18 protein-coding genes, 1 pseudogene and 1 other annotated feature are annotated in these 23,572 nt (G+C 47.9%); of the genes and pseudogenes, 5 read left to right on the top strand and 14 right to left on the bottom strand.

Annotated features, from left to right (window positions below; genetic code table 11):
• Positions 1-74: 74 nt before the first annotated feature.
• From ACIFO6_RS16895 to ACIFO6_RS16880, 4 genes are all read right to left on the bottom strand, one after another.
• Positions 75-2,033, bottom strand: coding sequence for a helicase-associated domain-containing protein (locus ACIFO6_RS16895; protein WP_430042133.1), 1,959 nt, complete (start codon positions 2,031-2,033; stop codon positions 75-77).
• A 6-nt stretch (positions 2,034-2,039) separates the two neighbouring features.
• Positions 2,040-3,863: a DNA repair helicase XPB gene (locus ACIFO6_RS16890; RefSeq protein WP_430042131.1), complete on the bottom strand. Its 1,824-nt coding sequence runs from the start codon at positions 3,861-3,863 to the stop codon at positions 2,040-2,042.
• A 153-nt stretch (positions 3,864-4,016) separates the two neighbouring features.
• On the bottom strand, positions 4,017-4,445 hold the full coding sequence (locus tag ACIFO6_RS16885; RefSeq protein ID WP_014282315.1) for a CBS domain-containing protein: 429 nt from the start codon (positions 4,443-4,445) through the stop codon (positions 4,017-4,019).
• A gap of 90 nt (positions 4,446-4,535) precedes the next feature.
• Positions 4,536-5,741 carry a M20 metallopeptidase family protein gene (locus tag ACIFO6_RS16880; RefSeq protein ID WP_430042129.1) on the bottom strand — a complete coding sequence of 402 codons (1,206 nt, stop codon included), beginning with the start codon at positions 5,739-5,741 and terminating at the stop codon, positions 4,536-4,538.
• 250 nt (positions 5,742-5,991) lie between these two features.
• Between ACIFO6_RS16880 and ACIFO6_RS16875 the strand changes: the two genes are divergently transcribed.
• Positions 5,992-7,251: an FtsW/RodA/SpoVE family cell cycle protein gene (locus ACIFO6_RS16875; protein WP_430042127.1), complete on the top strand. Its 1,260-nt coding sequence runs from the start codon at positions 5,992-5,994 to the stop codon at positions 7,249-7,251.
• Positions 7,252-7,469: 218 nt separating this feature from the next.
• Here the strand turns inward: ACIFO6_RS16875 and ACIFO6_RS16870 are convergent, their stop codons facing one another.
• Positions 7,470-7,835, bottom strand: a complete 366-nt coding sequence (locus ACIFO6_RS16870) for an Asp23/Gls24 family envelope stress response protein (protein ID WP_013310912.1) — start codon at positions 7,833-7,835, stop codon at positions 7,470-7,472.
• Positions 7,836-8,027: 192 nt separating this feature from the next.
• On the opposite strand from ACIFO6_RS16870, the gene cax reads away from it, so the two are divergent.
• Positions 8,028-9,098 (top strand): calcium/proton exchanger, encoded by a 1,071-nt coding sequence (cax, locus tag ACIFO6_RS16865; RefSeq protein WP_430042125.1) that lies wholly within the window; start codon positions 8,028-8,030, stop codon positions 9,096-9,098.
• Positions 9,099-9,199: 101 nt separating this feature from the next.
• On the opposite strand, the gene ACIFO6_RS16860 is transcribed toward cax, so the two are convergent.
• The 5 genes from ACIFO6_RS16860 to ACIFO6_RS16840 form a co-directional block, all read right to left on the bottom strand.
• On the bottom strand, positions 9,200-9,490 hold the full coding sequence (locus ACIFO6_RS16860) for a YlaN family protein (protein ID WP_014282319.1): 291 nt from the start codon (positions 9,488-9,490) through the stop codon (positions 9,200-9,202).
• A gap of 141 nt (positions 9,491-9,631) precedes the next feature.
• On the bottom strand, positions 9,632-9,874 hold the full coding sequence (locus tag ACIFO6_RS16855) for an HPr family phosphocarrier protein (protein ID WP_430042123.1): 243 nt from the start codon (positions 9,872-9,874) through the stop codon (positions 9,632-9,634).
• An 89-nt stretch (positions 9,875-9,963) separates the two neighbouring features.
• A complete protein-coding gene (locus tag ACIFO6_RS16850; RefSeq protein ID WP_025684244.1) occupies positions 9,964-11,079 on the bottom strand; it encodes an aminopeptidase in 1,116 nt (371 codons plus the stop codon).
• A 76-nt stretch (positions 11,080-11,155) separates the two neighbouring features.
• Positions 11,156-12,007, bottom strand: a complete 852-nt coding sequence (locus ACIFO6_RS16845; RefSeq protein WP_430042120.1) for a hypothetical protein — start codon at positions 12,005-12,007, stop codon at positions 11,156-11,158.
• Between the two features lie 176 nt (positions 12,008-12,183).
• Complete coding sequence (locus ACIFO6_RS16840) at positions 12,184-14,169, bottom strand: sensor domain-containing diguanylate cyclase (RefSeq protein ID WP_430042118.1); 1,986 nt, start codon at positions 14,167-14,169, stop codon at positions 12,184-12,186.
• A gap of 436 nt (positions 14,170-14,605) precedes the next feature.
• Here ACIFO6_RS16840 and rpsD point away from each other — a divergent pair, with 436 nt between their 5' ends.
• Positions 14,606-15,205, top strand: a complete 600-nt coding sequence (gene rpsD / locus ACIFO6_RS16835; RefSeq protein WP_134913596.1) for a 30S ribosomal protein S4 — start codon at positions 14,606-14,608, stop codon at positions 15,203-15,205.
• An 81-nt stretch (positions 15,206-15,286) separates the two neighbouring features.
• On the opposite strand, the pseudogene ACIFO6_RS16830 reads toward rpsD, so the two are convergent.
• Positions 15,287-15,382 (bottom strand): annotated as a pseudogene (locus ACIFO6_RS16830) (AraC family transcriptional regulator); the annotation flags it as partial.
• Positions 15,383-15,427: 45 nt separating this feature from the next.
• Entirely contained in the window at positions 15,428-16,681 is a 1,254-nt protein-coding gene (gene tyrS, locus ACIFO6_RS16825; protein ID WP_430042116.1) for a tyrosine--tRNA ligase, read from the bottom strand.
• 66 nt (positions 16,682-16,747) lie between these two features.
• Positions 16,748-17,016, bottom strand: a binding site (T-box leader).
• A gap of 135 nt (positions 17,017-17,151) precedes the next feature.
• Here tyrS and ACIFO6_RS16820 point away from each other — a divergent pair.
• Positions 17,152-20,175: a transglycosylase domain-containing protein gene (locus tag ACIFO6_RS16820; protein WP_430042114.1), complete on the top strand. Its 3,024-nt coding sequence runs from the start codon at positions 17,152-17,154 to the stop codon at positions 20,173-20,175.
• A gap of 85 nt (positions 20,176-20,260) precedes the next feature.
• Here the strand turns inward: ACIFO6_RS16820 and acsA are convergent, their stop codons facing one another.
• Positions 20,261-21,976 (bottom strand): acetate--CoA ligase, encoded by a 1,716-nt coding sequence (gene acsA, locus ACIFO6_RS16815; RefSeq protein WP_430042113.1) that lies wholly within the window; start codon positions 21,974-21,976, stop codon positions 20,261-20,263.
• Between the two features lie 242 nt (positions 21,977-22,218).
• On the opposite strand from acsA, the gene ACIFO6_RS16810 reads away from it, so the two are divergent.
• Positions 22,219-22,851, top strand: a complete 633-nt coding sequence (locus ACIFO6_RS16810) for a GNAT family N-acetyltransferase (protein ID WP_430042111.1) — start codon at positions 22,219-22,221, stop codon at positions 22,849-22,851.
• A 19-nt stretch (positions 22,852-22,870) separates the two neighbouring features.
• Here ACIFO6_RS16810 and ACIFO6_RS16805 read toward each other — a convergent pair whose 3' ends face one another.
• Positions 22,871-23,569 (bottom strand): 5'-methylthioadenosine/adenosylhomocysteine nucleosidase, encoded by a 699-nt coding sequence (locus ACIFO6_RS16805; protein WP_430042109.1) that lies wholly within the window; start codon positions 23,567-23,569, stop codon positions 22,871-22,873.
• Positions 23,570-23,572: the final 3 nt, after the last annotated feature.

Genomic DNA, 23,572 nt, shown 5'->3' with positions numbered 1-23,572 from the left:
TGGTAAAGTAGACTCATTTATCATACCACATCCTTCTTTTGAGAAGAAGGAGTTTCATGCACATCCTGGCTCTTCTATGTAAAAGGAACCAGCAGACGCATGTCCGACCATTCCCCCGGCTGTAAAGTCGTGCGGGGCAACGTCTCACCGTCCATTCCGGTAGCATACCAGCCAGTCACACTCCACGGCTCACCGGGAGCCACCGCTTCTGGTATCCATTTGACCTCTTTTTCACCGATTCGCAGTCCTACCGCCGCTTGCCAGCGAATCGCCTGTTCCATGAGCTGTCGGGCGGTGGATGCATGGTAGCTTCTCCATTCTTTCGTCCATGACGCGGGTACTGCCGATTTCTCTGGAAAATAATCGGATGGGTCAGGTAGTGTTTTCTCCCGTTCATAAAAATGCAACGTTCGCCCCGTATAAACCAAACCCGCCCTTCCCTCTTGAGAAAATATCGGCCATTCCTGAGTTGAGTCTATTAACGTTTCGCCAACCAGTGGATAACGGTGAACCGGCTCGTCCACCCCCTCCAGCTCCCGGCGCGGACTTAGCCCAATCGTAGCAAGTGTCCTGCGGATTTGGGCAGCCGAACGTGCCGGAATAATAAAGTCCCTTTCACCAATCCGTTCAAGCAATCCAGCCAGTCCGGGGTGACTTGCAGCAGTGTCTGCGTCCTCTCGGGCACCACAGCGCAGAAGTGTTACCGTTGCAAACGCTGTCCGTCCCACATCCCCTGCCCACTGCTCCACTGCCATGCGTACATGGTCAGGCACGCCTGTACGGCTAAATTTGTCCAAAAGAGCAGGAATAGCTTTGGCCTCCATCCCCAGCTCAATCGCCTCTGTAACACTGTCTCGGGTGATCCGGTATACCACCATCCGATCCCCCGTTACACGTTCGCAGAAGCATTCCAGCTTCCAGCGCACATCATAAGCTACATCCGGCGGCACCAATATTTCAAAATCCGGCTGTACATAAAAGGTACCTGGCTCCTGAACCGCATCCTTCTCATCATCGGAACGAAGCATATCCAGCACTGGTACGTTCCAGCGAAAACACAGTTCTCCCGACGCGGTCAGCCCCCAATCACCCATTCCAAAGGCGGTCAGTGCGGTCAGCCATCCCTTAACCATATCTATGTATTGTCCGTTAAAGTTGAAATCAGAGACTGTATTGCACTCCAAAGGATCACTACTTTTCATATCCTCTTTACTCAGACTCTCCTTCGTAATCAGTCCCGTCTGAGTCATCCATTGGAGCAACGGCCCGATAGGTATCCAGCCTTCAGGTCCCGCATGAGTGGAGGCAACGCACAGCACATAACGAAAATGCTGCATTGACGCTTCGGCCTTACCGTACCTTTCCATGATTGTGACAAGAATATGCTTGCGCATTTGCCAAGCGGACAATTGAACCCAAGCTACCAGCCCGGCTTCCTGAATATGAAAAGAAACAGCTTCCTTCACCAGCAAGCCCAGGCTGAGCAGCAAGTCCATCACCACCACCGTTTGTACCGGATACAGCTCGGCGTGCGCATATTGAAGCCCAAGCCCAGTCAAATCTTCTGGATGAAAGGGAGTCAACTCGTTTAACTTTTGCAGCGACCGTTTATGAATGGTCCCTTTCGCTGTCAAAGGTACTCCCTGCACTGCAATACGGGACAACACATGTAGCAGCTCCGCTTCCAGTCCCGTCATCGCTTCATGCACCGTCAGCGGTTGATCTGTACCCATCGCTTTCATCGTACTTTGACTTTGCTCCAACAGCATTTCGTACAGATCCGACAGCCGATAAACCGGAATATATAACATTCGTTCGCCCCACGATTTGGTAACCGCCTCCAGCCAGCCCCGGTCGCGCAGTCCGTGCAGTGCCAGTTTCGTTTCGGCTCCGCTCAATGCTCCCCTGGTAAGCCGCAATGGCTCTTCTTCCTTCATGGGCTGTCCCGCGTATTGGATAAAGCATCGACGTAATACCAACAGCTCATCCGATGCAAGCTCCTTCCAGCCACCTTCCGTGTCCGTTACGCCCATCCTTGATCACGCCTCCCTTTTCTTTCCACCAGCTTCAGCCTCATCATTCAGGTTCCTGATAACCTCCCCCAAACTGAATCTGCGAATCGCATATTCATAGCCCTGCTCAATCAGAAACAGCTGACGGCGGGCTGCAAAATCCGTCTCCTTACTGTTTTCCGTCACCAGCGCATAAAAATAAGCCTTATTTTCACCAGACTTCGGTCGCAAAATACGGCCAAGCCGCTGTGCCTCCTCCTGACGGGAGCCAAAGCTGCCCGATACCTCTATAGCTACAGCCGCATCCGGCAAATCCACAGCAAAGTTCGCCACCTTGGACACCAGCAGGGTCCGAATTGTGCCGTTGCGGAACGCATCGAACCACCGCACCCGTTCAGCCTGGCTCATAGACCCGGTTATTAACGGCACGCTCAGCTCCTGCGCCAACATACGCAATTGATCCAAATATTGCCCAATAATAAGCGTGGGCAAGCCCTTGTGCTGCTGCATCAGGCTTCGCACCGCTTCCAGCTTGGCCGGATTTTCGGCGGCAATCCGGTACTGCTGTCTGCCTTCAGCACGCATACTACGCTCCAGAAGCGCAGCCGACATGGGAAGCCGCAGCTCCACACAATCGACCTGGGCGATCCAGCCCTGTCGCTCCAGCACCTTCCACGGCATGTCGTACCGTTTAGGTCCGATCAAGGAGAACACATCCCGCTCACACCCGTCCTCCCGAACCAGCGTCGCGGTCAATCCCAAACGACGGGTGGCCTGGATATCCGCCGTTGCTCGAAATACCGGCGCGGGCAGCAAATGCACCTCATCATATACAATTAGCCCCCATTTGCGCTCGCTCAGCAGCTTCATATGCTCAAATTCTCCATCTTTAGTACGTCGATGTGTTAAAATCTGATAGGTTGCCGCCGTAATCGGACGAACTTCCTTTTTCTGTCCACTGTATTCTCCAATGGAATCAACTGGAATATCCGTCTTCAGCTTCAATTCCTCAATCCATTGTCGAACAGATGTGGTATTAGAGGTTAAAATAAGCACCTCGCACTGGAGCCGCTCCATCACCGCCATACCAATCACGGTTTTTCCCGCTCCACACGGAAGCACAAGCACACCGCTGCCACCCAGACCGTCAGCCCCTTCAAACGCCTCGGCTGCCTCCGCTTGATAATCACGAAGCTTCATCTCCGTTTGTCCCTGACCTAGAGAAAAACGAAGCTGATTCCCCTCAAGATAGCCTGCCGTATCCATGACCGGGAATCCAAGTCGTGTCAGTTCCTGCTTGAGCAGGCCCCGATTTTCTGGCGGAACCGACACGGTCACTTCACTGTCACGAAGCAAACCAAGCTGCTCAAGATCGTGCTTGAGCAGCAGTTCATCCAGTAAAGCCGGGCTGTCCGCTGTCAATATCAAGCATTCAGCTGCTGTACAGCTATGAGCTGTATCCAGCTCCATGCCTATAGTTGTATCCTGCTCAATACTGTTCAGATCAGCAGTATGTATGCTGTAACGGCCCTTTTCTTCCACTTTCGCCCGTGACAGCGTAAGCGTCCCGTAACGGGCGACGAGCTGTTCAATATCCTTTAACAATTCACGGGGAATTTCCCAACGGGACATGGATTGTAGACTATGTTGAACATCGGCGGCACTCCACCCAAGGGCGGCCGCATTCCACAGGGACAAGGGAGTGATGTGATATGTATGAAAAGCGGATGGGCTTTTAACCAGCTCCGCATAGACCTGCAACTGTGAACGTGCATGCTCTGAAGCGGGCAGGCCGGTTTCCAGCAAAACGGTAAAATCGCGTTGTACAATACAAGGGTGATCCGGATTCATAATTACCTCCTGTCAATCTATAGCACATCATCTTAAGTTCTATTTATAACAAACAGTTTGTCCGTTTATTCGCAGATCAACCAGAATAACAAGAAGTCCAACCCATATACGGGTTGAACTCCTTGTCATCCAGGCCTATCCTTGCTTTTTTACCTAGTGAACCTGCTCGGAAATATGGCTAAGCGCCTCTCCAGCGTTGTCTGCAAAAATATTACGTACAGCCAGATCGCCAATCGAAACAATCCCGATCAAACGATCCCCCTCCGTTACCGGCAGACGGCGGATTTGCTGCTCCGCCATCAGCTCGGCTGCCTGATCCACCGACATGTCGGCTTGAGCTGTACGGATGCCTGTTGTCATCACTGTGTCGACCGAACTAGAGCCGGAATGCTTAGCCGCATAACCGCGAACGACAAGGTCACGGTCCGTTACCACACCGATGAGCTTGTCACTGCCTTCACTCTCCACAACCGGGATAAAACCGGTGTCGTTGTCCTTCATTTTGAGCGCAATTTCATAAATATTGTCTTGCGGGGTAACCGTTACACATTTTTCAGTCATAACTTCCTGAACCTTTTTCATGGGTACTCCCTCCTTTTCAAGAGTAGGGTACCCCATTTCATTCTGCTCATACACCAAATCAGCTCGTACAGTTTCAGCTCACGTTAGCTGTCAGCGGCTGGAATTTTCTATTTTTCGCTCCGCTGCATATCCGGTAGACATCGCAATAAACAAACGAACCGCCTTAATCATCGCGTCCTCGTCAAAATCAAACTTAGGGTGGTGATGCGGATAAATGGCTCCTTTAGCAGGGTTACCTGCTCCCACGAACATGAAGCAGCCAGGCACACGTTCCAGATAATAAGCAAAATCTTCGGCAGGCATCAGCTTCGACGCTTCCTGAACTTTTCCCTCACCGAAAACGGATCCTGCTTCCTTAAAGAAACGCGAAGCTTCGTGTGCATCATTTACCACAGGCGGGTACCCCATAATATAACGAATATTGGCTGTTGTTCCGTAAGTTGCCGCTGTATGCTCCGTAACCGCATGCAGCCGATCCTTCATCACCGTCCGCGTTTCCTCGTCAAACGTACGGATCGTCCCGCTCAGGCGGCATGTTTCCGCAATCACATTTTGCGCAGCTCCCGCTTGAATTGTTCCCACCGTCAGCACAGCAGGCCGCAAAGGGTCCACTGAACGGCTCACGATGCTTTGCAGTTGCATAACAAGAGCTGAACCCGCTACCACACTATCATGGGTAGACTGAGGCATACCGCCATGACCACCCTTACCCGTGATTTCAATATAAAAATCGTCCGCCGCCGCCATCAACGGCCCTGCGCAACTCGCAGCCGTTCCGACCGGGAACGGTGTCCACAGATGGATGCCGTAAATAACGTCTACACCTTCCAGCACACCATCCTTCAGTACATGGACCGCGCCACCGGGCAACAATTCCTCCGCAGGCTGGAACAAGAACCGTATTTCTCCTTCCAGCTCATCCCGATGCAGACTAAAATAGTAAGCCGTTCCGAGCAAAACGGACGTATGCCCGTCATGTCCGCATGCATGCATGGCCCCGTCTATGCTGGAACGATATTCGCATTCTTTCTCATCCTGAATGGGGAGAGCATCCATATCGGCGCGCAGCATCACAACAGGCCCGGGCTTGGAACTACGAATGGTACCGACAACACCGTGCCCTCCTACGTGACGGCGAACCTCAATCCCCCAGTTCTCCAGCTTGTCCGCTACAAAGGCTGCGGTTTTGCTTTCCTGAAAAGAGATTTCAGGATTTTTATGTAAATATCTGCGCCACTCCACCATATGTTCCTGTAGCTGGTCAAACCAGCTCTTATCTGTCCCATGTTGTGTCATATTGCTCCACCTCTCCTTTTAAAACACTGGGCAGCTTCCCGATAAATCTTGCAGCTTCACAACGTATGTGCCACGCTCTCAAACCTTATTTTGTATTCTATTGTAGCAGATATGGAATTGTTGCGATATCCGTTGCTGTATGGAGGTTGCAGAAGCCCTCCAAAAATACTATGATTAAATGGATAGACGATAAAATAATAATGATAAACGCCTGCGAGGTAACTTGCGGCGAATACCGGGGGAAGCTGATATGAGAAATACGAAACCGGAGACTCGAAAAAGAGGCACACCGGATTTCCAATTGCTGATCCTCACCTTGTTGCTGGTTGGATTCGGCGTAATCATGGTATTTAGCGCCAGCTCCAGCGTAGCTCTGCTGAATAAAGAAACCAATTTTGACTCTTTATATTTTGTGAAGCGCCAAGCGTCATTTGCTATACTTGGACTTTTCATTATGTTGATTGCAATGAACATTAAGATGGAAAAATATAAAAAGCTATTTGTACCTTTATTTTTCATTACGGTTTTACTGCTGGTCATCGTTCTTTTTACAGGCTCTCTTAACGGCGCAAAAAGCTGGCTCAGGTTTGGTAGTGTTGGATTCCAGCCAACCGAGCTTGCGAAAATCTCCATTATCCTGTATTTATCTGCACTGATCGTCAAAAAAGGGGACCGGTTTAGAGATTTGCGAGCTGGCTACATACCTGTAACCGTCATTGTAGGTTTTGTTGCAGGGCTCATCATGCTACAACCTGATTTCGGCTCCTGCTTTATTTTGGTAGCCACCAGCGGCCTGATTATTTATGCAGGGGGAGCCAGTATCAAGCATATTACGGCATCAATCGCTCTGCTCGTGTTAGGTGCTTCCATCGTTTTTGGTATTGGGTCGTTGTTTGGAGGAAATTCTGGAGCTACAGATGGACAAGCCATAGCCCAACAAGATTACAAAATCGGACGTTTTCAAGCCTTCCTCAATCCCATGAAATATAAACAGGGAGTCGGATATAATCTGGTGCAGTCCTTGCAAGCTATAGGGGAAGGCGGAATAAGTGGGTCTGGATTTGGCAAGGGCATTATCAAGCTTCACTATTTGCCTAACTCTTTTAATGACTTTATTTTTTCCGTAATTGGTGAAGAATTTGGATTCATCGGAACAGCCATATTTCTGATGCTGTATCTGTATTTTATTTGGCGAGGGATGCTTATCGCCTTGCGTTGCCATGATCCGTTTGGGACGTTGGTGGGTACAGGTATTATGGGCCTGATCGCCATTCAGGCGTTCATTAATATCGGCGGTGTAACCCAGACTATTCCGATCACCGGGGTTACGCTTCCTTTTATCAGTTTTGGTGGATCATCCCTTCTCGTCACGATGTTCTCCATCGGAATCATGCTCAGCATCTCCCGCGAAAACACCAGACAGGCAGTACAGGAACGTACTACAGGAGTAGCAGTTCGGACCGAAGTGCCTAACCGTTTTCAAACTCGTAGAGCCAACCGTTCCCGTTAAAAAAAGAACTTCCCGATCGCCGGCGACGGTGGTCTTGGAAGTTCTTTTGTATACGTATATAGATGCGTTCAATCTGGCGATATACGATCCAGCTTATTTGCAAACAAAAACTGGCGATCCTGAAACCGCCAGTTTTTGTGTTTTATTTGTATCCTCGCGGGGAAATTCCCTGCATGTATAAAGCTGGCGGAAAACGTCGATGACCCGCCTTGTCTTTTTTACACTGCATCGTCCTTGAAAGCGACACCCTCTACTTTTACGTTCACTTCCACAACCCGCAAACCTGTCATGCTTTCGACAGCTTCTCGCACATTTTGCTGAAGAATCCGGGACACCTCATGGATCGGTGTTTCGTAGAGTACAATAATACGAAGATCAATGGCAGCTTCCAACTGTCCAACCTCCACTGATACGCCTTTTTGCACATTTTTACCACTCAGCCTTTTGGCCCAGCCTTCAGATAAGCCACCTGACATTGCAGCAATGCCGGGCGTCTCCAGTGCAGCCATCCCCGCAATTTTACCTACGACATCGTTGGAAATCTTGATGTTTCCTGCTTCCAGTTGTTGAATTTGCTCTGCCATGACCTATGTCCCCCTTCATCCATCCTTTATTTGTATTGTAAAGCCTCAGCCACTGCAATTGCAAACCTTACGTAGGAAAAACAACTTTCGTTTACAACCTATATCCATTTGGGTATATTAATTTAGAAAATCCATACAAGTGACAGCATTCACCAAACTTGTACATATCCTTTGATATCGAGGTGCACTACATTGAAAAAATGGTTATCTCCCAGCTTGCTGGTAGCGACCTTTGCCCTTAGCGCAGTCGCTCATTACGCACATTGGAACGCGATCGCTCAATTCGTCATTTGCGCAATCTCTGTCGTGTTCGTAGCCGGGTTTCTCGGCAGAGCCACCGAAAGCGTAGCCCATTATGCAGGCCAACGTCTGGGCGGATTTTTGAATGCCACTTTCGGCAACGCAGCCGAACTGATCATTGCCATCTTTCTCGTCAAAGAAGGTCTTTACGATATGGTGAAGGCGAGTCTGACCGGCTCGATCATCGGCAATTTGCTGCTAGTGCTTGGAGCAAGCCTGTTCGCCGGTGGGTTGAAATACAAAGTACAAAATTTTAATGTATCACTGGCTGGCTTAAGCGGTTCACTGATGATTGTGGCGGTCATTGCCCTGTTTGTTCCAGCTGTATTTCTGAATACGCATGTCATTACGGATAGTGAATCGGATACACTCAGTCTCATTGTAGCAGGCACACTGATTGTGGCTTATATTGCGTGGCTTATTTTTTCCATGATTACACATAAAGACTATTTATCTGACGTTACTGAACAACAGGACGAGGAACTGCCGCATGAGCACGCCCCTGTGTGGTCCAGAAACAAATCCATCACTTACCTGGTAATCGCTACCGTTATGGTCGCCTTTGTCAGCGAATGGCTTGTAGGAACACTGGAGGTATTCACGACCCAGTTCGGACTCAGCGAATTGTTCGTGGGTGCATTCCTCGTTGCCATTATCGGTAATGCAGCTGAGCACAGCGCGGCCATTTTGCTGGCGATGAAAAACAAAATCGGCGCATCTGTCGAAATCGCAGTCGGCAGTAGTCTGCAAATTGCGCTATTCGTTGCACCTGTGCTGATTTTCATCAGCTACTTCATGGGAAGTACGATGAATATCGTTTTCACCACGATTGAGCTGGTCGCCATTGCCGTCGCTGTATTTATCGCCAAGTCTATTACCCAAGACGGCTCAACCAACTGGTATGAGGGATTAATGCTGCTGGTTGTGTATGTTCTGTTAGGCGTATCTTTCTTCCTCGTGTAGACCTTTCAAGGTAGGTTGGCTCTGTCCCATTGCATTATGTAAAAGCATCAAAAAAAGCATGCTCTCAGACTCGCATGCTCTCATCAATTAAAACCGTCTTCCTAATTGGCCTTATTGTTCATGGCCTCATATAGAATAGCCAGATTGCGTTCCAGCTCACTGACCAGCTGTTTACCTACCATTTCCGGAAGAAGGCCGGCGCGAACCGCAAAATCCACTTCCTTGGAAAATCCGTACATCTGAGTATCCAGCACTTCCTCATAGAGAGGGCAATAACGGGTTGCCAGATTCTCCATCTGTACTTCAATAAGCTTCTTTATTTTATCTGCGTCGTCCTGAAGCAGATTAATGGCCCTGATGTTCAATTGTTCCTGCAAATCAGATGAAGTCATGGATTCTTCCCCCCTATGTCTCAATGTCGCACAAGACGTCCTATCGTTAATATTAGACCAAATTGCAGGCTAATACAAGAACCTGACAAAAAAAGCATCCCTACAGTTACAGGTAGGGATGCTTTTGATCCAAGAATATAGTCAGGAGGCTACCGTTATGTGTAGCCCATGCTTCTGGAACACTTCAGTCATCGCTTTCTTGGCTTCCTCTGCGTCAGGTCCGTGAACATGAAGCTCATAGCTGTGGTTGCTGACCAATGTCGTAAACAAGCCAAGTATACTTTTCACATCAATATACTTACTTTCGGAATGAAGGACGATGGAAGAAGTAAACTTGCTCGCTGTCTGTGCAATTTCAACAACAGCCGCATTATTATTAGACATAGAGATCCCTCGCTTTACTGGATTATCATGTATCTTTACTCATCCATTATAATACATTGAAATCGCTTTCTCAGCAAGAAGAGATATCGTTATTTTAAATTCTCAGGATTTAACGGCTCCAGCTCAGGAAGTAAAAATATGCCGTCTTTGCGGATTAGAACATCGTCAAAATAAATTTCGCCGCCGCCATATTCCGGACGCTGAATCAAGACCAAATCCCAATGGATCGAAGAACGGTTGCCGTTGTCTGCTGTTTCATAAGCCTGACCCGGCGTAAAATGCAAGCTGCCTGCAATTTTTTCATCAAACAGAATATCCTTCATCGGATGCAAAATATACGGATTGAACCCAATCGCAAACTCCCCAATATAGCGTGCTCCCTCGTCAGAATCCAAAATATCGTTCAGCCGCTTTGTATCATTACTCGTTGCTTCTACAATTTTACCATTCTCAAAGCGGAATTTTACATTTTCAAAAGTGATACCATTGTACAATGTTTGTGCATTATAGCTAATGGTTCCGTTGACAGAATCTCGCACGGGTGCGCTATATACTTCGCCATCCGGGATATTGCATTGACCGGAGCATTTGATGGCACCGATTTGCTTAATAGAGAAATTCAGATCCGTGCCCGGTCCGCTAATCCGCACCTTGTCCGTCCGGTTCATCAGGTCTGCCAACGCATCCTGTGCCTTATCCATTTTCGCGTAATCCAGATTGCACACATTGAAATAAAAATCCTCGAACGCCTCTGTGCTCGTATTCGCTAACTGCGCCATGCTGTCATTCGGATAACGCAATACAACCCATTTCGTATGCTTCACCCGCTGCTCGCTATGTACCGCATGCTGATAAATCGAATTATACAATTTCATCTTGTCTTCCGGTACGTCTGACAGATCATTGACATTTTCACCAGCGCGAATCCCAATGTAGCAATGCATTTGTTTCATCCGATTAAGGTCTATTTCAGCCCAGGTTTGCACCATTTCCTTTGTCGCATGGCGAAGCATGGCGCTCTGGACCTTACGATCAGTAAGCTGAACGAAAACGTTGCCACCTTTTTTGCCCACCTCATGAATAATGGCGTTAAGCAGGTCACGCTCTGTACCGATCATTTCAACCAGCACGTTCTCACCCGGCTGTACCTCAACAGAGTAACCTACCAGATTTTCTGCCAGTTTAAGTATTCTGGGATCTTTCATTTGTTGTCTCTCCTTCTCTATTTCATTCTTTTTGAACAACGGTTAATTCCAAATCCATTGTATCATGCCCGCCCTGTTACTTGTAGCCCTCAAAAGCAACTCTGGTAATCAGAGCTTCCTCATGCTCCTCTCCGATTGCCTCCTGCCGGGCAATTCGGCATTCCGACGACAACTTCAGGGGCAGACCTGTTTGGCGGTCTATCGTCAGATGATACACAGCCTGCACATCAGAATGTTCTAATTGGCTACTCATATCCTCGCAACTCTGCGCCCATATTCGATTCAATTTTTGCTGTAGCTCTCGATTTGTCCCGTCATACTTCATTTTCGCTTGCAAGAGTTGAGGATTTATGGCATTCATTTCTTTCATTAAACGCTCTTTCAACCATCGCTTTGCGGATGCAGGCTCCGGCTCAATCCTCACTACCCAGGTTCCCCGCGCTGCCCCAGCCTCCATACGAACGGTCTTATTCAGTGCATTCAGTTCCTCCAGCTCCTGAAGCGGATTAAAACGATTTAACATCCCTACTCCATTCATAGCTATACGTTCAGGCGTCACCGCAATCCATTTTCCATCCAGACGAAGAAAACGCTCCTGTGTTACCCCATCCCCGAATACGCCTTGTTCGAGTGCAGCATAGCTTGACTGTTTGTTAAAAGCCGACGCAGAACCCCAATGCATGGTCAGTTCATCGTGATTGCTCACTTTTCCATGATATGCAAATTGTTTGTTCGTCAGCAGACCGTTTTTGGTTATGACACCAGCTTGTCCTTTGAACGTTAATATTTCTTTGCCCGCTACTCCTGCAACGGCTCTTTTAAAAATCTGCTCCGGCGCATTTTGCTGTTCTGTCAGTGTACATCCACTCAACGAGCACATCACCAGCAATATACAAACTAGCATAACCCATTCTCTTCTCCAACGCATCCAGTTCTCCACCCATCATGTCCTGAAATAACCATTACCTGTGTACTTACCATTCTAGTGACGCTTATGCGCCACACACGTCTGAGTTTGTTATTTTTATAGCTACGATTAGGGTTTCCTGTCTACAAAAGGTTATGCACAGCACAAAAAAGAGAATATTCCATTAGGAACATTCTCTATGAATTACTGACATGATCAATAACAATCCGGTTGCGCCCTTCATTTTTCGCCTCATACAGAGCCATATCTGCCCTGTAAAATAAAGATTCAATACTAATCTGCTTATCCAGCCAATTCCATTCGGCAATTCCACAGGAGACGGTCACCTGTGGCTGGGTCTCATGTTCTATGCGATAACGGATTTTTTCCGCATATTCCAACGCCTGCTGCACACCAAGCTGCGGCAAATAGATCGCCAGTTCCTCGCCGCCCCATCTAGCACATACATCCTCACTGCGAGTCGCCGAACGAACAATATCGCTGACGCTTTTCAATATTCGGTCACCTGTCTGATGCCCGTATGTATCATTCACCTGTTTGAACTGATCAATGTCCACCAGAATAAGAGATCCGCAAAAATCTTTCTCCTGATGCCTCTGAATTACTTTGTCCACATAATGACGTACATACAAACCCGTTAACATGTCCATATTGGCCAGACGCCGTACCTCAGCATGCAGCATGGCATTTGTTACAGCCAAACCGATATGGGGCGCCAGCATTTGCAGCATTTTGTAATTATCGTACGAAAAAAAGTGAGGGAGCTTACTGGACAATAAAATAGCCCCTCTCGGCGTACCGCTGGTTTTCATAGGTACCGCCATCAAAGAAAGGGAGTCGGTCATATCCATAAAACTGGAGGATATCTTCCCTTCCTTTCTGTAATCCGACACGATGAGAGGCTCTCCTGTTCTGCGTATCAGCCCTGCAACCCCATCCTCATCAGAGTAACTATGCAGACTCAAACTTTCTACGTTGCTTGACGTGACCTTAAAGCAATTTCCCTCCTGATCGAGTTGCACAATACAACAAAAGTCAGCCAAGAACATTTTCAATAATTCCTGCACAGCAAACTCGAATATTTCATTCAGTTTAAGGCTTTGATTCAAGCGCTGAACGAGTTCATTAATGAGGCGCAACTCATGGATGAGCACATTGGATTGCTCCAACAGCTTTGCATTTTCAAATGCGGTGCCGGCTGTGTCTGCCATCATGGCGATCAGCTCCACATCCACTTCCTTCATGCTTTCGGCACCTGATGGAAGAATCATATGGAATACACCATATACTCCTTGCTTGCCACGTAAAGGAATGCCAATTTCGGTCATTTCTCCTTCTGTGCCTACAGGCTCATTTACAGCCATTTGACCTTTCATAAATGCACGCACACATACATCCTCGTCCCGCTCGTGCAACAACAAAGGTTTGACCTGTGGATTACGACTGTGACGATCCTGGCTCATATATAACGTGATATCCACATGCGGAAACAAGTAAGCTATGCTGCCAAATACCTCGTCCAGCACGCCTTCAACATCAATCTTGTCATGCATCCGCTTTACAATCTGAAATAAAATAGAGCGTCGCCTGCCTTCGCGGTCGCTCCGGTTCTTCATCCCGAGGATGTCTTCCATAAATATATACTCAAATCTCGTATAAAAGCAGGATCTAAAATGCAAAGCTGCCGCCAATAATGCATCCTGCTCAGGAACAGAATGTTGAGCAGGCAGTGTAAAACGAAGAGCAGCAAAAGCCTCACCCTTATAATTGCGGCAAAATACAGGAACCATGTACACAAATGCAAGGCTTCCGTCCCGAAGTTTGCATTGGCTTATTTCCATTTCTCTGGACAAGCAGCAACGTTCGATCAGCTCCAAATCCTCGTCATTATCCTCTTCCCTACCTGCAACGCGAACACCTGTAAAATTAAAAACGGCGGTATGTTCTTCATTAACCCACGATATGCCATTGCTCTGCTGCAACCAGTTTCGATACCCTTGGACAAGAAGCTGATTAATATAGGGGAAATCAAAAGGTGTCATATCCATGTTTTGCAGCCAGGCAAAAGACGTATACCCTTTATCATCAAACAGCGGGGCATCGCTAGCCTGGGCTGTTTTACCGTCAAGCGTTTGCTGATCCGTTGTTGAAAAGTCCGACATATTAAGGCGCTCCTTCACAGCAAAATTAGCTGTACCAAGACAGCGGCTATACACCACTATAGCTTATAATATGATCTATTTTACTCTTAACTACAGAAATATGCATCCATTTTTCAGAAATTCGTCCCACTTTTTTAGTTCTAAAGCCCTATCGACAAATTTTGACGTTTTCATTCTTTTTCTCTTCTTGACATTGACCCATCATTACATATAGTATATATTAATGAAAAAGACTGTACGGCAGAACTATCTACTGTGCGGATCTTAAATTTTGGGCGTAACAGTTTGTGTCACCCTCATCTTATTTGTTGCTGACAGGACAGCGGCTGAACTTTTCTGTCAGTAGTGCGCATCACCTTGATAGGTAGCGCCGAACAAATTGGAGCGCAAAGAGAGCCCCAACTCAAATTTTAATTATGAAGGAGTTAACTCTATAATGGCACGTTACACTGGTCCTAAATTTAAATTGAGCCGTCGTCTGGGAATTTCCCTGAGCGGCACAGGTAAAGAATTGAAACGCCCTTTCCCTCCGGGACAACATGGTGCAAACCAACGGAGAAAAATCAGCAACTACGGTATGCAGCTTCAAGAAAAACAAAAGCTGCGTCACATGTACGGCTTGGGTGAAAAACAATTCCGCACTCTGTTCAACAAAGCTCAACACATGCACGGTATCGCTGGTGAGAACTTCATGTTCTTGCTGGAAAGCCGCCTGGACAACCTCGTGTTCCGTCTTGGCTTTGCTAACTCCCGTGCAGGCGCACGTCAATTGGTAGCACACGGTCACGTTACTGTGAACGGTAAAAAAGTTGACATCGCTTCTTACCAAGTAAGCCTGGGTGACGTGATCGGTCTTCGCGAAAGAAGTCGTTCCCTGTCTTCCATCAAAGAAGCTTTGGAAAACCGCAACCACTTGGTAGCTTACCTGGAGTACAATGACGCAGCTCTGGAAGGCAAATACATCCGTTTGCCTGAGCGCGGCGAATTGTCCCAAGATATCGACGAAAAACAAATCGTCGAATTCTACAACCGCTAATCCTTGTGATAGCACCGAAAAGCACCCGAACTTCGTTCGGGTGCTTTTTTCGTGTTACTGTTGCGTGTTGCTTGCAACATTTTATTCGATTGGTATATATACCTTGATATCCAAATCGGGAAAGGAAGAATTCATTACATCGGTGATTTCAAAATCCGGTCCTTCCCTACGTTCAAATAAACCCAGGGCTACCTCACTCCCGTCATGTGTCTCACATTTTTATCAGCCCAGCTTGATTTTGGCGAACTTCCGTTTACCAACCTGCACAATATCGCCTTCCTGCGGCGTGTATGCTTCGTTAACATCGGTCCATTTCTCTTCGTTAATTTTGACCGAGCCCTGCTGAATACTGCGTTTGGCTTCACCGTTAGAAGCCGCAAATCCCAATTGAGTCAGCAATTGGATGACACGGATGCCGCCATCTTCCAAATGATCCTCCGTCAAAGTGAACTCTTCAATATCGTCAGGCAGCGCTCGTTGCTGAAATACAGTCACAAAATGCTGCTTCGCTGCTTCCTTCGCTTCCTTACCGTGGTACATGCGTACCAACGTTCCGGCCAGCTTCATTTTGGCGTCACGCGGATGCACTGAACCGTTCTTAATACCTTCCGCGAGCTCAGCCAGTTCCTCATTGTTCAAATCTGTTGCCAGCTCAAAATATTTAAGCATCAGTTCATCAGGAACCGACATGGATTTTCCATAGATTTCGTTCGGCTCCTCATCGACACCAATGTAATTGCCCAGACTTTTGCTCATCTTCTGCACGCCATCCAGCCCTTCAAGCAGTGGCAACGTAATGGTGGCCTGTGGCTCCACTCCGTATTCCTTTTGCAGAGTTCTGCCCATCAGCAAATTGAACTTTTGATCTGTACCGCCCAGCTCAATGTCGCTTCGGAGTTCCACGGAATCCATCCCTTGCATCAACGGGTAGAAAAATTCATGGATGCTGATCGGCAAGCCGTTTTGGTATCTTTTCGTAAAGTCATCCCGTTCCAGCATACGTGCGACAGTTACTTTAGCGGCCAGAGTTACCACATCCGCAAAAGACATGGGCGCCAACCAATGGGAATTGTAGTATACCTTTGTTTTTTCGGGGTCCAGAATTTTGAATATCTGCTCCTTATACGTCTGAGCATTGCGCTGGACATCTTCCTCGCTCAGTTGCTTACGAGTTTCCGATTTGCCTGTCGGATCACCAATCTTGCCCGTAAAATCACCGATGATAAGTTGTACCTGATGACCAAGCTCCTGAAACTGGCGTAGCTTATGCATAACGACCGTATGCCCAATGTGAATGTCCGGCGCCGATGGGTCAAGTCCTAATTTAATTTGAAGCGGCTCACCGCTAATGACCGATTTAATAAGCTTACGCTTCAGCTCGTCCTCCGGTACAATTTCTGCCACACCACGTTGAATCACATTTAATTGGCGTTCTACCTCTACCTGCTGTTCAAGCTTCAACTCTTCCCACTTCATCCTGTATACCTCCTGTTTTTTATCCAAAATATTACATATTAAACAAACCAAAAAGCCCCTTTCATCCCAAGGGACGAGAAGGAGCTGCTCGCGTTACCACCCTAATTAAAGAAACGTATGCCAAAGACAAGTGTTTCTTTCACTTCATTCCTATAACGGGCCTACACCCGGTACTGGATTACTATAGTCAGCTTCGCAAATCTGCAAAAGCTCTACCATTCATCCAGACAGCTCCAGACGGTAATTCAAAGGAGAGTCGTTACCGATTCGCACCACCCATCGGCTCTCTGTACAACGTGATTCCACCTTCTACTGAAGTCTTTCTCTGCTTTTCACGATATTTACTTTGACCTATTTATACCACACCACTTTTATAGAGTCAACGACACCAAAAGACAGGCTTTTTAGCATATGGGTTCATTTTGTAATTTTATGCTATAATAATGGCTGTTATAAAGGAGGAAGACTTAATGGTTGAAGAAAAAAACAATGTGTCAGAGCCAAAGCCTTCCCGCTTATGGACATACATGCGAAGGCTCGGCCGTGTCATAAAGTGGGTCGTCATCATCGGTTTTATGGGAGCGCTGTTTGCAGGAGGAGCCGCAGCCGGCTATGTAGCCTCTATTGTGAAAAGCGAGCCTGTGCGCTCCAGATCCATGATTGAACAGGAAGTAGACAAAAATGCAATTACAGGCTTCGCTTATTTCAATGATGGCTCCCCTATCGGACAGCTCCGGACAGAAGAAGATCGGCGTCCTGTCACGTTTAAGGAGATTCCGCAACTCGTTATTAACGCAGTCATTGCCATTGAAGATAACCATTTTTACGAGCATAAAGGTGTCGATCTGTCGGGAACGCTGCGGGCTATAAAACAAAAAGCGCTGCATGAATCCGTACAAACCGGGGGAAGCACCCTAACCCAGCAGCTCGCCCGTCGTGTCTTTCTGAATCTGGATCGCACAGATGACCGCAAGGTCAAGGAAATTTTGCTCTCTCTGCGCCTTGAGCGCTTCCTGAGCAAGCAGCAAATTATTACGGCCTATCTCAATAAAGTACCTTTTGGTAACGGATCAAGCGGTTATAACGTCTTTGGGATCAAAGCAGCGGCCAAAGGTATATTTAATGAGAATGATCTGAATAAGCTGAATGTGGCTCAAGCCGCCTATCTGGCAGGTCTACCACAGCTTCCTTCCTCTTATTCCGCTTACAACGGTAAGGGTGAATTTAACGAGTCCGGCTTTAAAAGGGCGATCAACCGCCAGCAGCTGGTACTTAGCAGGATGCTAGAGGAGAACAAAATCAATCAGGCACAGTATAATGAGGCGATGGCTTTTGATATCAAAAAGTCGCTCGCTCCACGCACCGTTAAAGCCTACAACACGTATCCGTATCTTATGATGGAAACGGAACGGCAAGCGGCACAGGCACTTATGTCAATCACAAATCCGGGTCAAGCGGCCAATGCCAGTGCAGATGCCAAAACTATGGATGATAACGACGTACTCAAAGAAGCTGAACAACAGCTTCGAACAGGTGGTTATATGATATATACCACTATTGATAAAAGTATCTACAAGTCGATGCGCCAAATTGCAGAAAACAAGGATAATTTCTCTTCCACAAGTAAAACCAAGGGTGACGAGCAAGCGGCCGCCATTCTTATCCAGCACAAAACAGGCGCGATTCTCGGTATGATGGAAGGCCGGGATTTCCAAAAGGAACAGATGAATTATGCTACCCAGATGGTACGCCAGCCGGGATCGGCTATGAAGCCGATTGCCGCCTATCTTCCTGCATTGGATAGCGGTCTTGTGCAGCCAGGCAGCATCGTAGATGATGCACCTATTATTTTGAAGGATGGCAGCAATGGGTATCACATCCCGAAAAACGCCAATAACCGCTATCAGGGGCTTGTTACGGCCCGTTATGCTTTGAATCAGTCACTAAATACGGTAGCACTCAAGCTGTTTAACGAAAAAGTGGGTATCAGCAAAGCTTGGGATTTTGTCAAGAAGCTAGGCATTACCACCTTGGAACCAAGCGATAACAACGCCCAGACGGGTGTACTCGGCGGCTTGGCCCATGGGGTCACAGTCGAGGAACTGACGAATGCTTATGGTGCGATTCCAAACGGCGGTGTATTTAATGACGCCTACATGATCGAAAAAATTGTGGACTCGCAAGGGAATATCGTTTATAAGCATCAGCCTAATCCTGTACAAGCCTTTACACCACAAACCGCTTATCTGATGACGGATATGCTGCGTACAGTCGTGTCGGAAGGTACAGGCAGACTCGTGAAGCGTAATTTCAATCAAGCTGGCAAGATTCCGATTGCTGGTAAAACAGGTACTACACAATCTTATACCGATGTATGGTTCGAGGGCTTTACGCCTGACGTCACACTGGGTGTATGGGTTGGTTACAAGCAGCCTGTCAATAAGCTTGAAACGAAAGCACAAAAAGAGCGGGCACGTCGCCTGTGGGCGCAAATCATGAATGAAGTGACCGCCAAGGATCCGGATCTGTTCCAAACCAACAGCTTCAAGCGACCAGACGGTATTGTAACAAGAACAGCGTCCGCATACGGTTCGGATATTTACAACAGTAAGTATCCACCCAAAAACAGTGAAAATGGTGTCACTCGTGCCAAATATATTACCTATCAAGGTGTCAATTACATTCCACGGGACGGCACACCGGATGACATGTTGAACGAGCGGACCGTTAGTAAACGGGAAAAACCGATTTCAGAGCTGATTAAAGAGCTCCAGCAAGCCTTTACGGTGATGAGACGACATAATTCATTGTCCTACTATCTGCCTCAGGATGCAGATAAGGCGGCTCCTACCCAGATTGATCCGCGCAAAGACGATGGAGCCGATCCTAGTGCTCCGTCTAACGTTAGCGTAAGCTATAGTGACGGAAAAGCGAGGATCAGCTTTAGCCCAAGTGGAAACAGCGACGTCGTAGGATACCGCCTATATCGTTCTACGGATGGGGGCAGCTTCCAACGGCTTGGCAAGGTCGTCATGGCTGACGGCTCTAAAGTGTTCTCTGACAGCCCGGGTGGCAGCAGCTCCAGCTACTACGTAACCGCCGTTGATGTAGGCGGACATGAGTCAGGGCCAAGCCCCCAAGCAAGTGCAGCTCCTGTAACGCCACCTGTTGATCCCGAGAATCCAGTTGTACCGGGTGAAGGAGATGGAACAGGTGCGCAGCCTACGGAGACTCCTACCGCTCCTGGGCAGCCTCAAGCGAAAGCAGCAGGCTCAGCCGTGGCGCTCCAATGGAGTGCAGGAAAGCCTGAGGACGCGATTACAGGCTATAACGTGTACTACAGTGAAAGCGGTGCGGAGCCTTTTGCAAATATCGGCTCCACCGCATCCACCAGCTTTCAATATAAAGCGGGCAGCAAACCGAAGGGCTGGTTCCGCATCACTTCCAAGAATGCCTTGGGGGAATCACCTCCTTCCGGAGCCGTTCGTCCATAAAAGCTCACAACAGCAACAAAAAGGGAGTCCCTTAGCCATCACGGCTTTGGAGACTCCCTTTTTTGTATCTTTCTTAAAAAGCATTTCAATCCTCTATGGTAGACAAATCTCCTGTAGGAAGATTAAGCTCCCAAGCTTTCAGTACACGTCTCATAATTTTACCGGAACGAGTTTTGGGCAGCTTTTCCTTAAACTCAATTTCACGTGGTGCAGCATGGGCAGACAGCCCTTCTTTGACAAAGCGATAAATATCCTGCTGCAAAGCTTCGGAGGGTGTATAGCCTTCACGGAGTGAGATAAAAGCTTTAATGATCTCTCCCCGTATGGTATCCGGCTTTCCGATCACTCCAGCCTCCGCTACAGCGGGATGCTCCAGAAGCTTGCTCTCGACCTCAAAAGGACCAATTCGCTCCCCGGACGAATTAATGACATCATCAATTCGCCCCTGAAACCAGAAGTATCCGTCCTCATCCATATAAGCAGAATCACCGGACACATACCAGTCGGAAAAACGGAAATACTCCTGAAATTTGTTCGGGTTGTTCCATATACGGTTCATCATAGACGGCCACGGCGTACGTATCGCCAAATGCCCCATTCGGTTAGGCGGCAGCACTTGCCCCCTGTCGTCCAGAATAGCAGCCTGGATGCCAGGCAATGGCTTTCCCATCGAGCCGGGCTTAATCGGCAGCTCAGGGTAATTACAGATCATTTGGCCACCCGTTTCCGTCATCCACCAGGTATCATGAATACGTTGCTTATATACCTGCCAGCCCCAGCGCACCACCTCGGGATTCAGCGGCTCTCCGACGGACAGCACATGTCGCAGGCTTCCGAGATCATATTTGTCAACGATATCCTCCCCTGCGCTCATGAGCATCCGAAACGCCGTAGGAGCGCTATACCATACGGTCACCTCGTGACGCTCAATGGTTCGATACCAGTCCTCGGGGCTAAAACGACCGCCACGAATAACATTTGTTACTCCATTCAGCCATGGGGCAAAAATGCCATATGACGTTCCGGTAACCCAACCAGGATCGGCTGTACACCAATACACATCATCTTCACGCAGATCCAGCACCATTTTTCCGGTATAATAGTGCTGTATCATCGCGTTTTGCACATGATATACGCCTTTAGGCTTGCCCGTTGAGCCTGACGTGTAATGAATAATCAACCCATCCTCACGACTCAGCCATTCCGGTTCAAGTTCCTCGGAGGACGCAAGCATTTCCGTCTCAAAATCAATAATCCCCTGCTCCCGTTCGTCCACGTCGCCAACCACAAAAATATGCCGCAGCTCCGGAAGTTGGTCACGCTGTACGCGCGCGAGAAGTGCAGGCGTGGTCACCAGCGCCACCGCCCCGCTATCTTCTAGCCGATCCTTGACCGCCGTTTCCATAAATGCCTCAAATAAAGGTCCGACGACTGCGCCTACCTTCAAAATGCCAAGCAGACTAATGACCAGCTCAGGTGAACGCGGCATAAATATAAATACCCGCTCCCCTTTGCCAATTCCGTATTTACGCAGCACATTACCAAACCTGTTGGAGCTGGCACGCAACTGAGAAAAGGTGTAGGCTTCATGGCGGTTCGCGTCACAATACAACAACGCCGTTTTGCTGCCTCTCCCTTCCTCTACATGCCGGTCAATCGCTTCATGCGCCATGTTCACCTTGCCTGATTCATACCACGTAAAATGACGCTCTGCATCTTCCCACTGAAAGCGGTTGTAAGCTTGTTCATACGGGCCCATGTTGGATGTGGGAACTACAGCCTGGAGTTCTTCAATCTTCATGCGTTCAGCCTCCTCACGATATAATGAGAATAATATAGAACATGATAACGCTTACAAATTCAATACAAGCATGTCAATTCCTTTGTTTAACATCTGATAAAAGCGACCAATTGTGAACAATTTATGTCTAAAACAGTATATCATAGGTGAGGATGTGACGACCATCCTTTTCATTTATTTGTTTTTTTGCTATAAGTAGGGGATATGGAGAGCTAGGTCACAGTAAACAAGGAGGCACATGTATGCAGCATTTAAAACTGCACCATTTGGACACGCTGAGTCATAACGGGCAAAAGATCTACTTAGAAGGCCCCGTATCCGCTGACCAACTGCGTTCATTTCAAATGCATCCACAACTGGACGCCTTTCGCAAGCCGAAGGAGCAATTCGACGCGCTGGTGGATATTTCGGGACTGCCGGAAGGCAGGATTATCATCGCTCATGATGGGGAAACCATTCTCGGATATGTGACTTTTCACTATCCGGATGAGATGGAACGCTGGTCGGAAGCCGGAATGAAGGACCTGCTGGAGCTTGGAGCGATTGAGGTAGCCGACGAATATCGCGGACTGGGTCTGGGAAGCCAAATGATCCGTGTCGCCTTTGAGGACGGACAACTGGAATCCTATATTATTTTTACGACTGAGTACTATTGGCATTGGGATTTAAAAGGCAGCGGTCTCTCTGTATGGGAATACCGCCGCATGATGGAACGTCTGATGAAAACCGTGGATATGATCTGGTACGCAACGGATGATCCTGAAATATGCTCCCACCCGGCGAATTGCCTAATGGTCCGAATGGGAGAGGATGTCCCCCTCACGTCACGGGAACAGTTTGATCGTATCCGGTTTGTGAGAAGGTTCATGTATTAAATATTATACTATTTTCCATTTAAGACAAATACTTCAGCATATACTCCACAATCCGATGCGAACGATGGGAAGATTCTATTGTAAATTCGCCAAAATTAACGTGGGCAGATCCGTCTGCCTTATCAGACATAGAGCGGAGGACCACGTAAGGCACAGCGTTCATATGGGCTGTCTGAGCCACTGCTGCACCCTCCATCTCGGTACAAGCACCGTCCATCTCCTGATGCAATGCAGCTACCAGCTCACGACTGGCGATAAACTGGTCACCGGAAAGCACCTTGCCGATAATATAACGATCGCCGAAGGATTGACAGGCTTGCTCAGCCAGGCGAACAAGATCAGGATCAGCTGCAAACTCCGAGGTATCCTGATAAGGAATGATCCCTTTGGCGTAACCCAAAGGTGTTACATCCATATCATGCTGCATACACGTCGAGGAGATCACGATATCCCCAATATTTAAATCCGGATGCACCGCCCCTGCCACTCCTGTAAATATGATTTGTTCCGCTCCAAAGCTATCGATAAGGATTTGTGTCGTTACCGCAGCATTGACCTTACCTACACCGGACTTGCATACGACAACCTGTTGACCGTGAATGACTCCCTTTGTATAGGTGATTCCAGCCTTGACCGACTTACTAGCTTCAGTCATTGCAGCAAGCAGCAGCTCAATTTCTTCATCCATGGCACCAATTAATCCATAAATTCGGCTCATCTC

The sequence above is a fragment of the Paenibacillus sp. NRS-1781 genome, from assembly GCF_050467745.1.
GTDB classification, from domain to species: domain Bacteria; phylum Bacillota; class Bacilli; order Paenibacillales; family Paenibacillaceae; genus Paenibacillus; species Paenibacillus terrae_A.
Note: the sequence above shows the minus strand (reverse complement) of the source record. Positions and strands in the feature narration are given on the sequence as shown.

Coding starts and splice junctions, on each gene's coding strand:
- ACIFO6_RS16895 (WP_430042133.1), bottom strand. CDS start 2,033: ATGGGCGTAACGGACACGGAAGGTGGCTGGAAGGAGCTTGCATCGGAT.
- ACIFO6_RS16890 (WP_430042131.1), bottom strand. CDS start 3,863: ATGAATCCGGATCACCCTTGTATTGTACAACGCGATTTTACCGTTTTG.
- ACIFO6_RS16885 (WP_014282315.1), bottom strand. CDS start 4,445: ATGAAAAAGGTTCAGGAAGTTATGACTGAAAAATGTGTAACGGTTACC.
- ACIFO6_RS16880 (WP_430042129.1), bottom strand. CDS start 5,741: ATGACACAACATGGGACAGATAAGAGCTGGTTTGACCAGCTACAGGAA.
- ACIFO6_RS16875 (WP_430042127.1), top strand. CDS start 5,992: ATGAGAAATACGAAACCGGAGACTCGAAAAAGAGGCACACCGGATTTC.
- ACIFO6_RS16870 (WP_013310912.1), bottom strand. CDS start 7,835: ATGGCAGAGCAAATTCAACAACTGGAAGCAGGAAACATCAAGATTTCC.
- ACIFO6_RS16860 (WP_014282319.1), bottom strand. CDS start 9,490: ATGACTTCATCTGATTTGCAGGAACAATTGAACATCAGGGCCATTAAT.
- ACIFO6_RS16855 (WP_430042123.1), bottom strand. CDS start 9,874: ATGTCTAATAATAATGCGGCTGTTGTTGAAATTGCACAGACAGCGAGC.
- ACIFO6_RS16850 (WP_025684244.1), bottom strand. CDS start 11,079: ATGAAAGATCCCAGAATACTTAAACTGGCAGAAAATCTGGTAGGTTAC.
- ACIFO6_RS16845 (WP_430042120.1), bottom strand. CDS start 12,007: ATGCGTTGGAGAAGAGAATGGGTTATGCTAGTTTGTATATTGCTGGTG.
- ACIFO6_RS16840 (WP_430042118.1), bottom strand. CDS start 14,169: ATGTCGGACTTTTCAACAACGGATCAGCAAACGCTTGACGGTAAAACA.
- rpsD (WP_134913596.1), top strand. CDS start 14,606: ATGGCACGTTACACTGGTCCTAAATTTAAATTGAGCCGTCGTCTGGGA.
- tyrS (WP_430042116.1), bottom strand. CDS start 16,681: ATGAAGTGGGAAGAGTTGAAGCTTGAACAGCAGGTAGAGGTAGAACGC.
- ACIFO6_RS16820 (WP_430042114.1), top strand. CDS start 17,152: ATGGTTGAAGAAAAAAACAATGTGTCAGAGCCAAAGCCTTCCCGCTTA.
- acsA (WP_430042113.1), bottom strand. CDS start 21,976: ATGAAGATTGAAGAACTCCAGGCTGTAGTTCCCACATCCAACATGGGC.
- ACIFO6_RS16810 (WP_430042111.1), top strand. CDS start 22,219: ATGCAGCATTTAAAACTGCACCATTTGGACACGCTGAGTCATAACGGG.
- ACIFO6_RS16805 (WP_430042109.1), bottom strand. CDS start 23,569: ATGAGCCGAATTTATGGATTAATTGGTGCCATGGATGAAGAAATTGAG.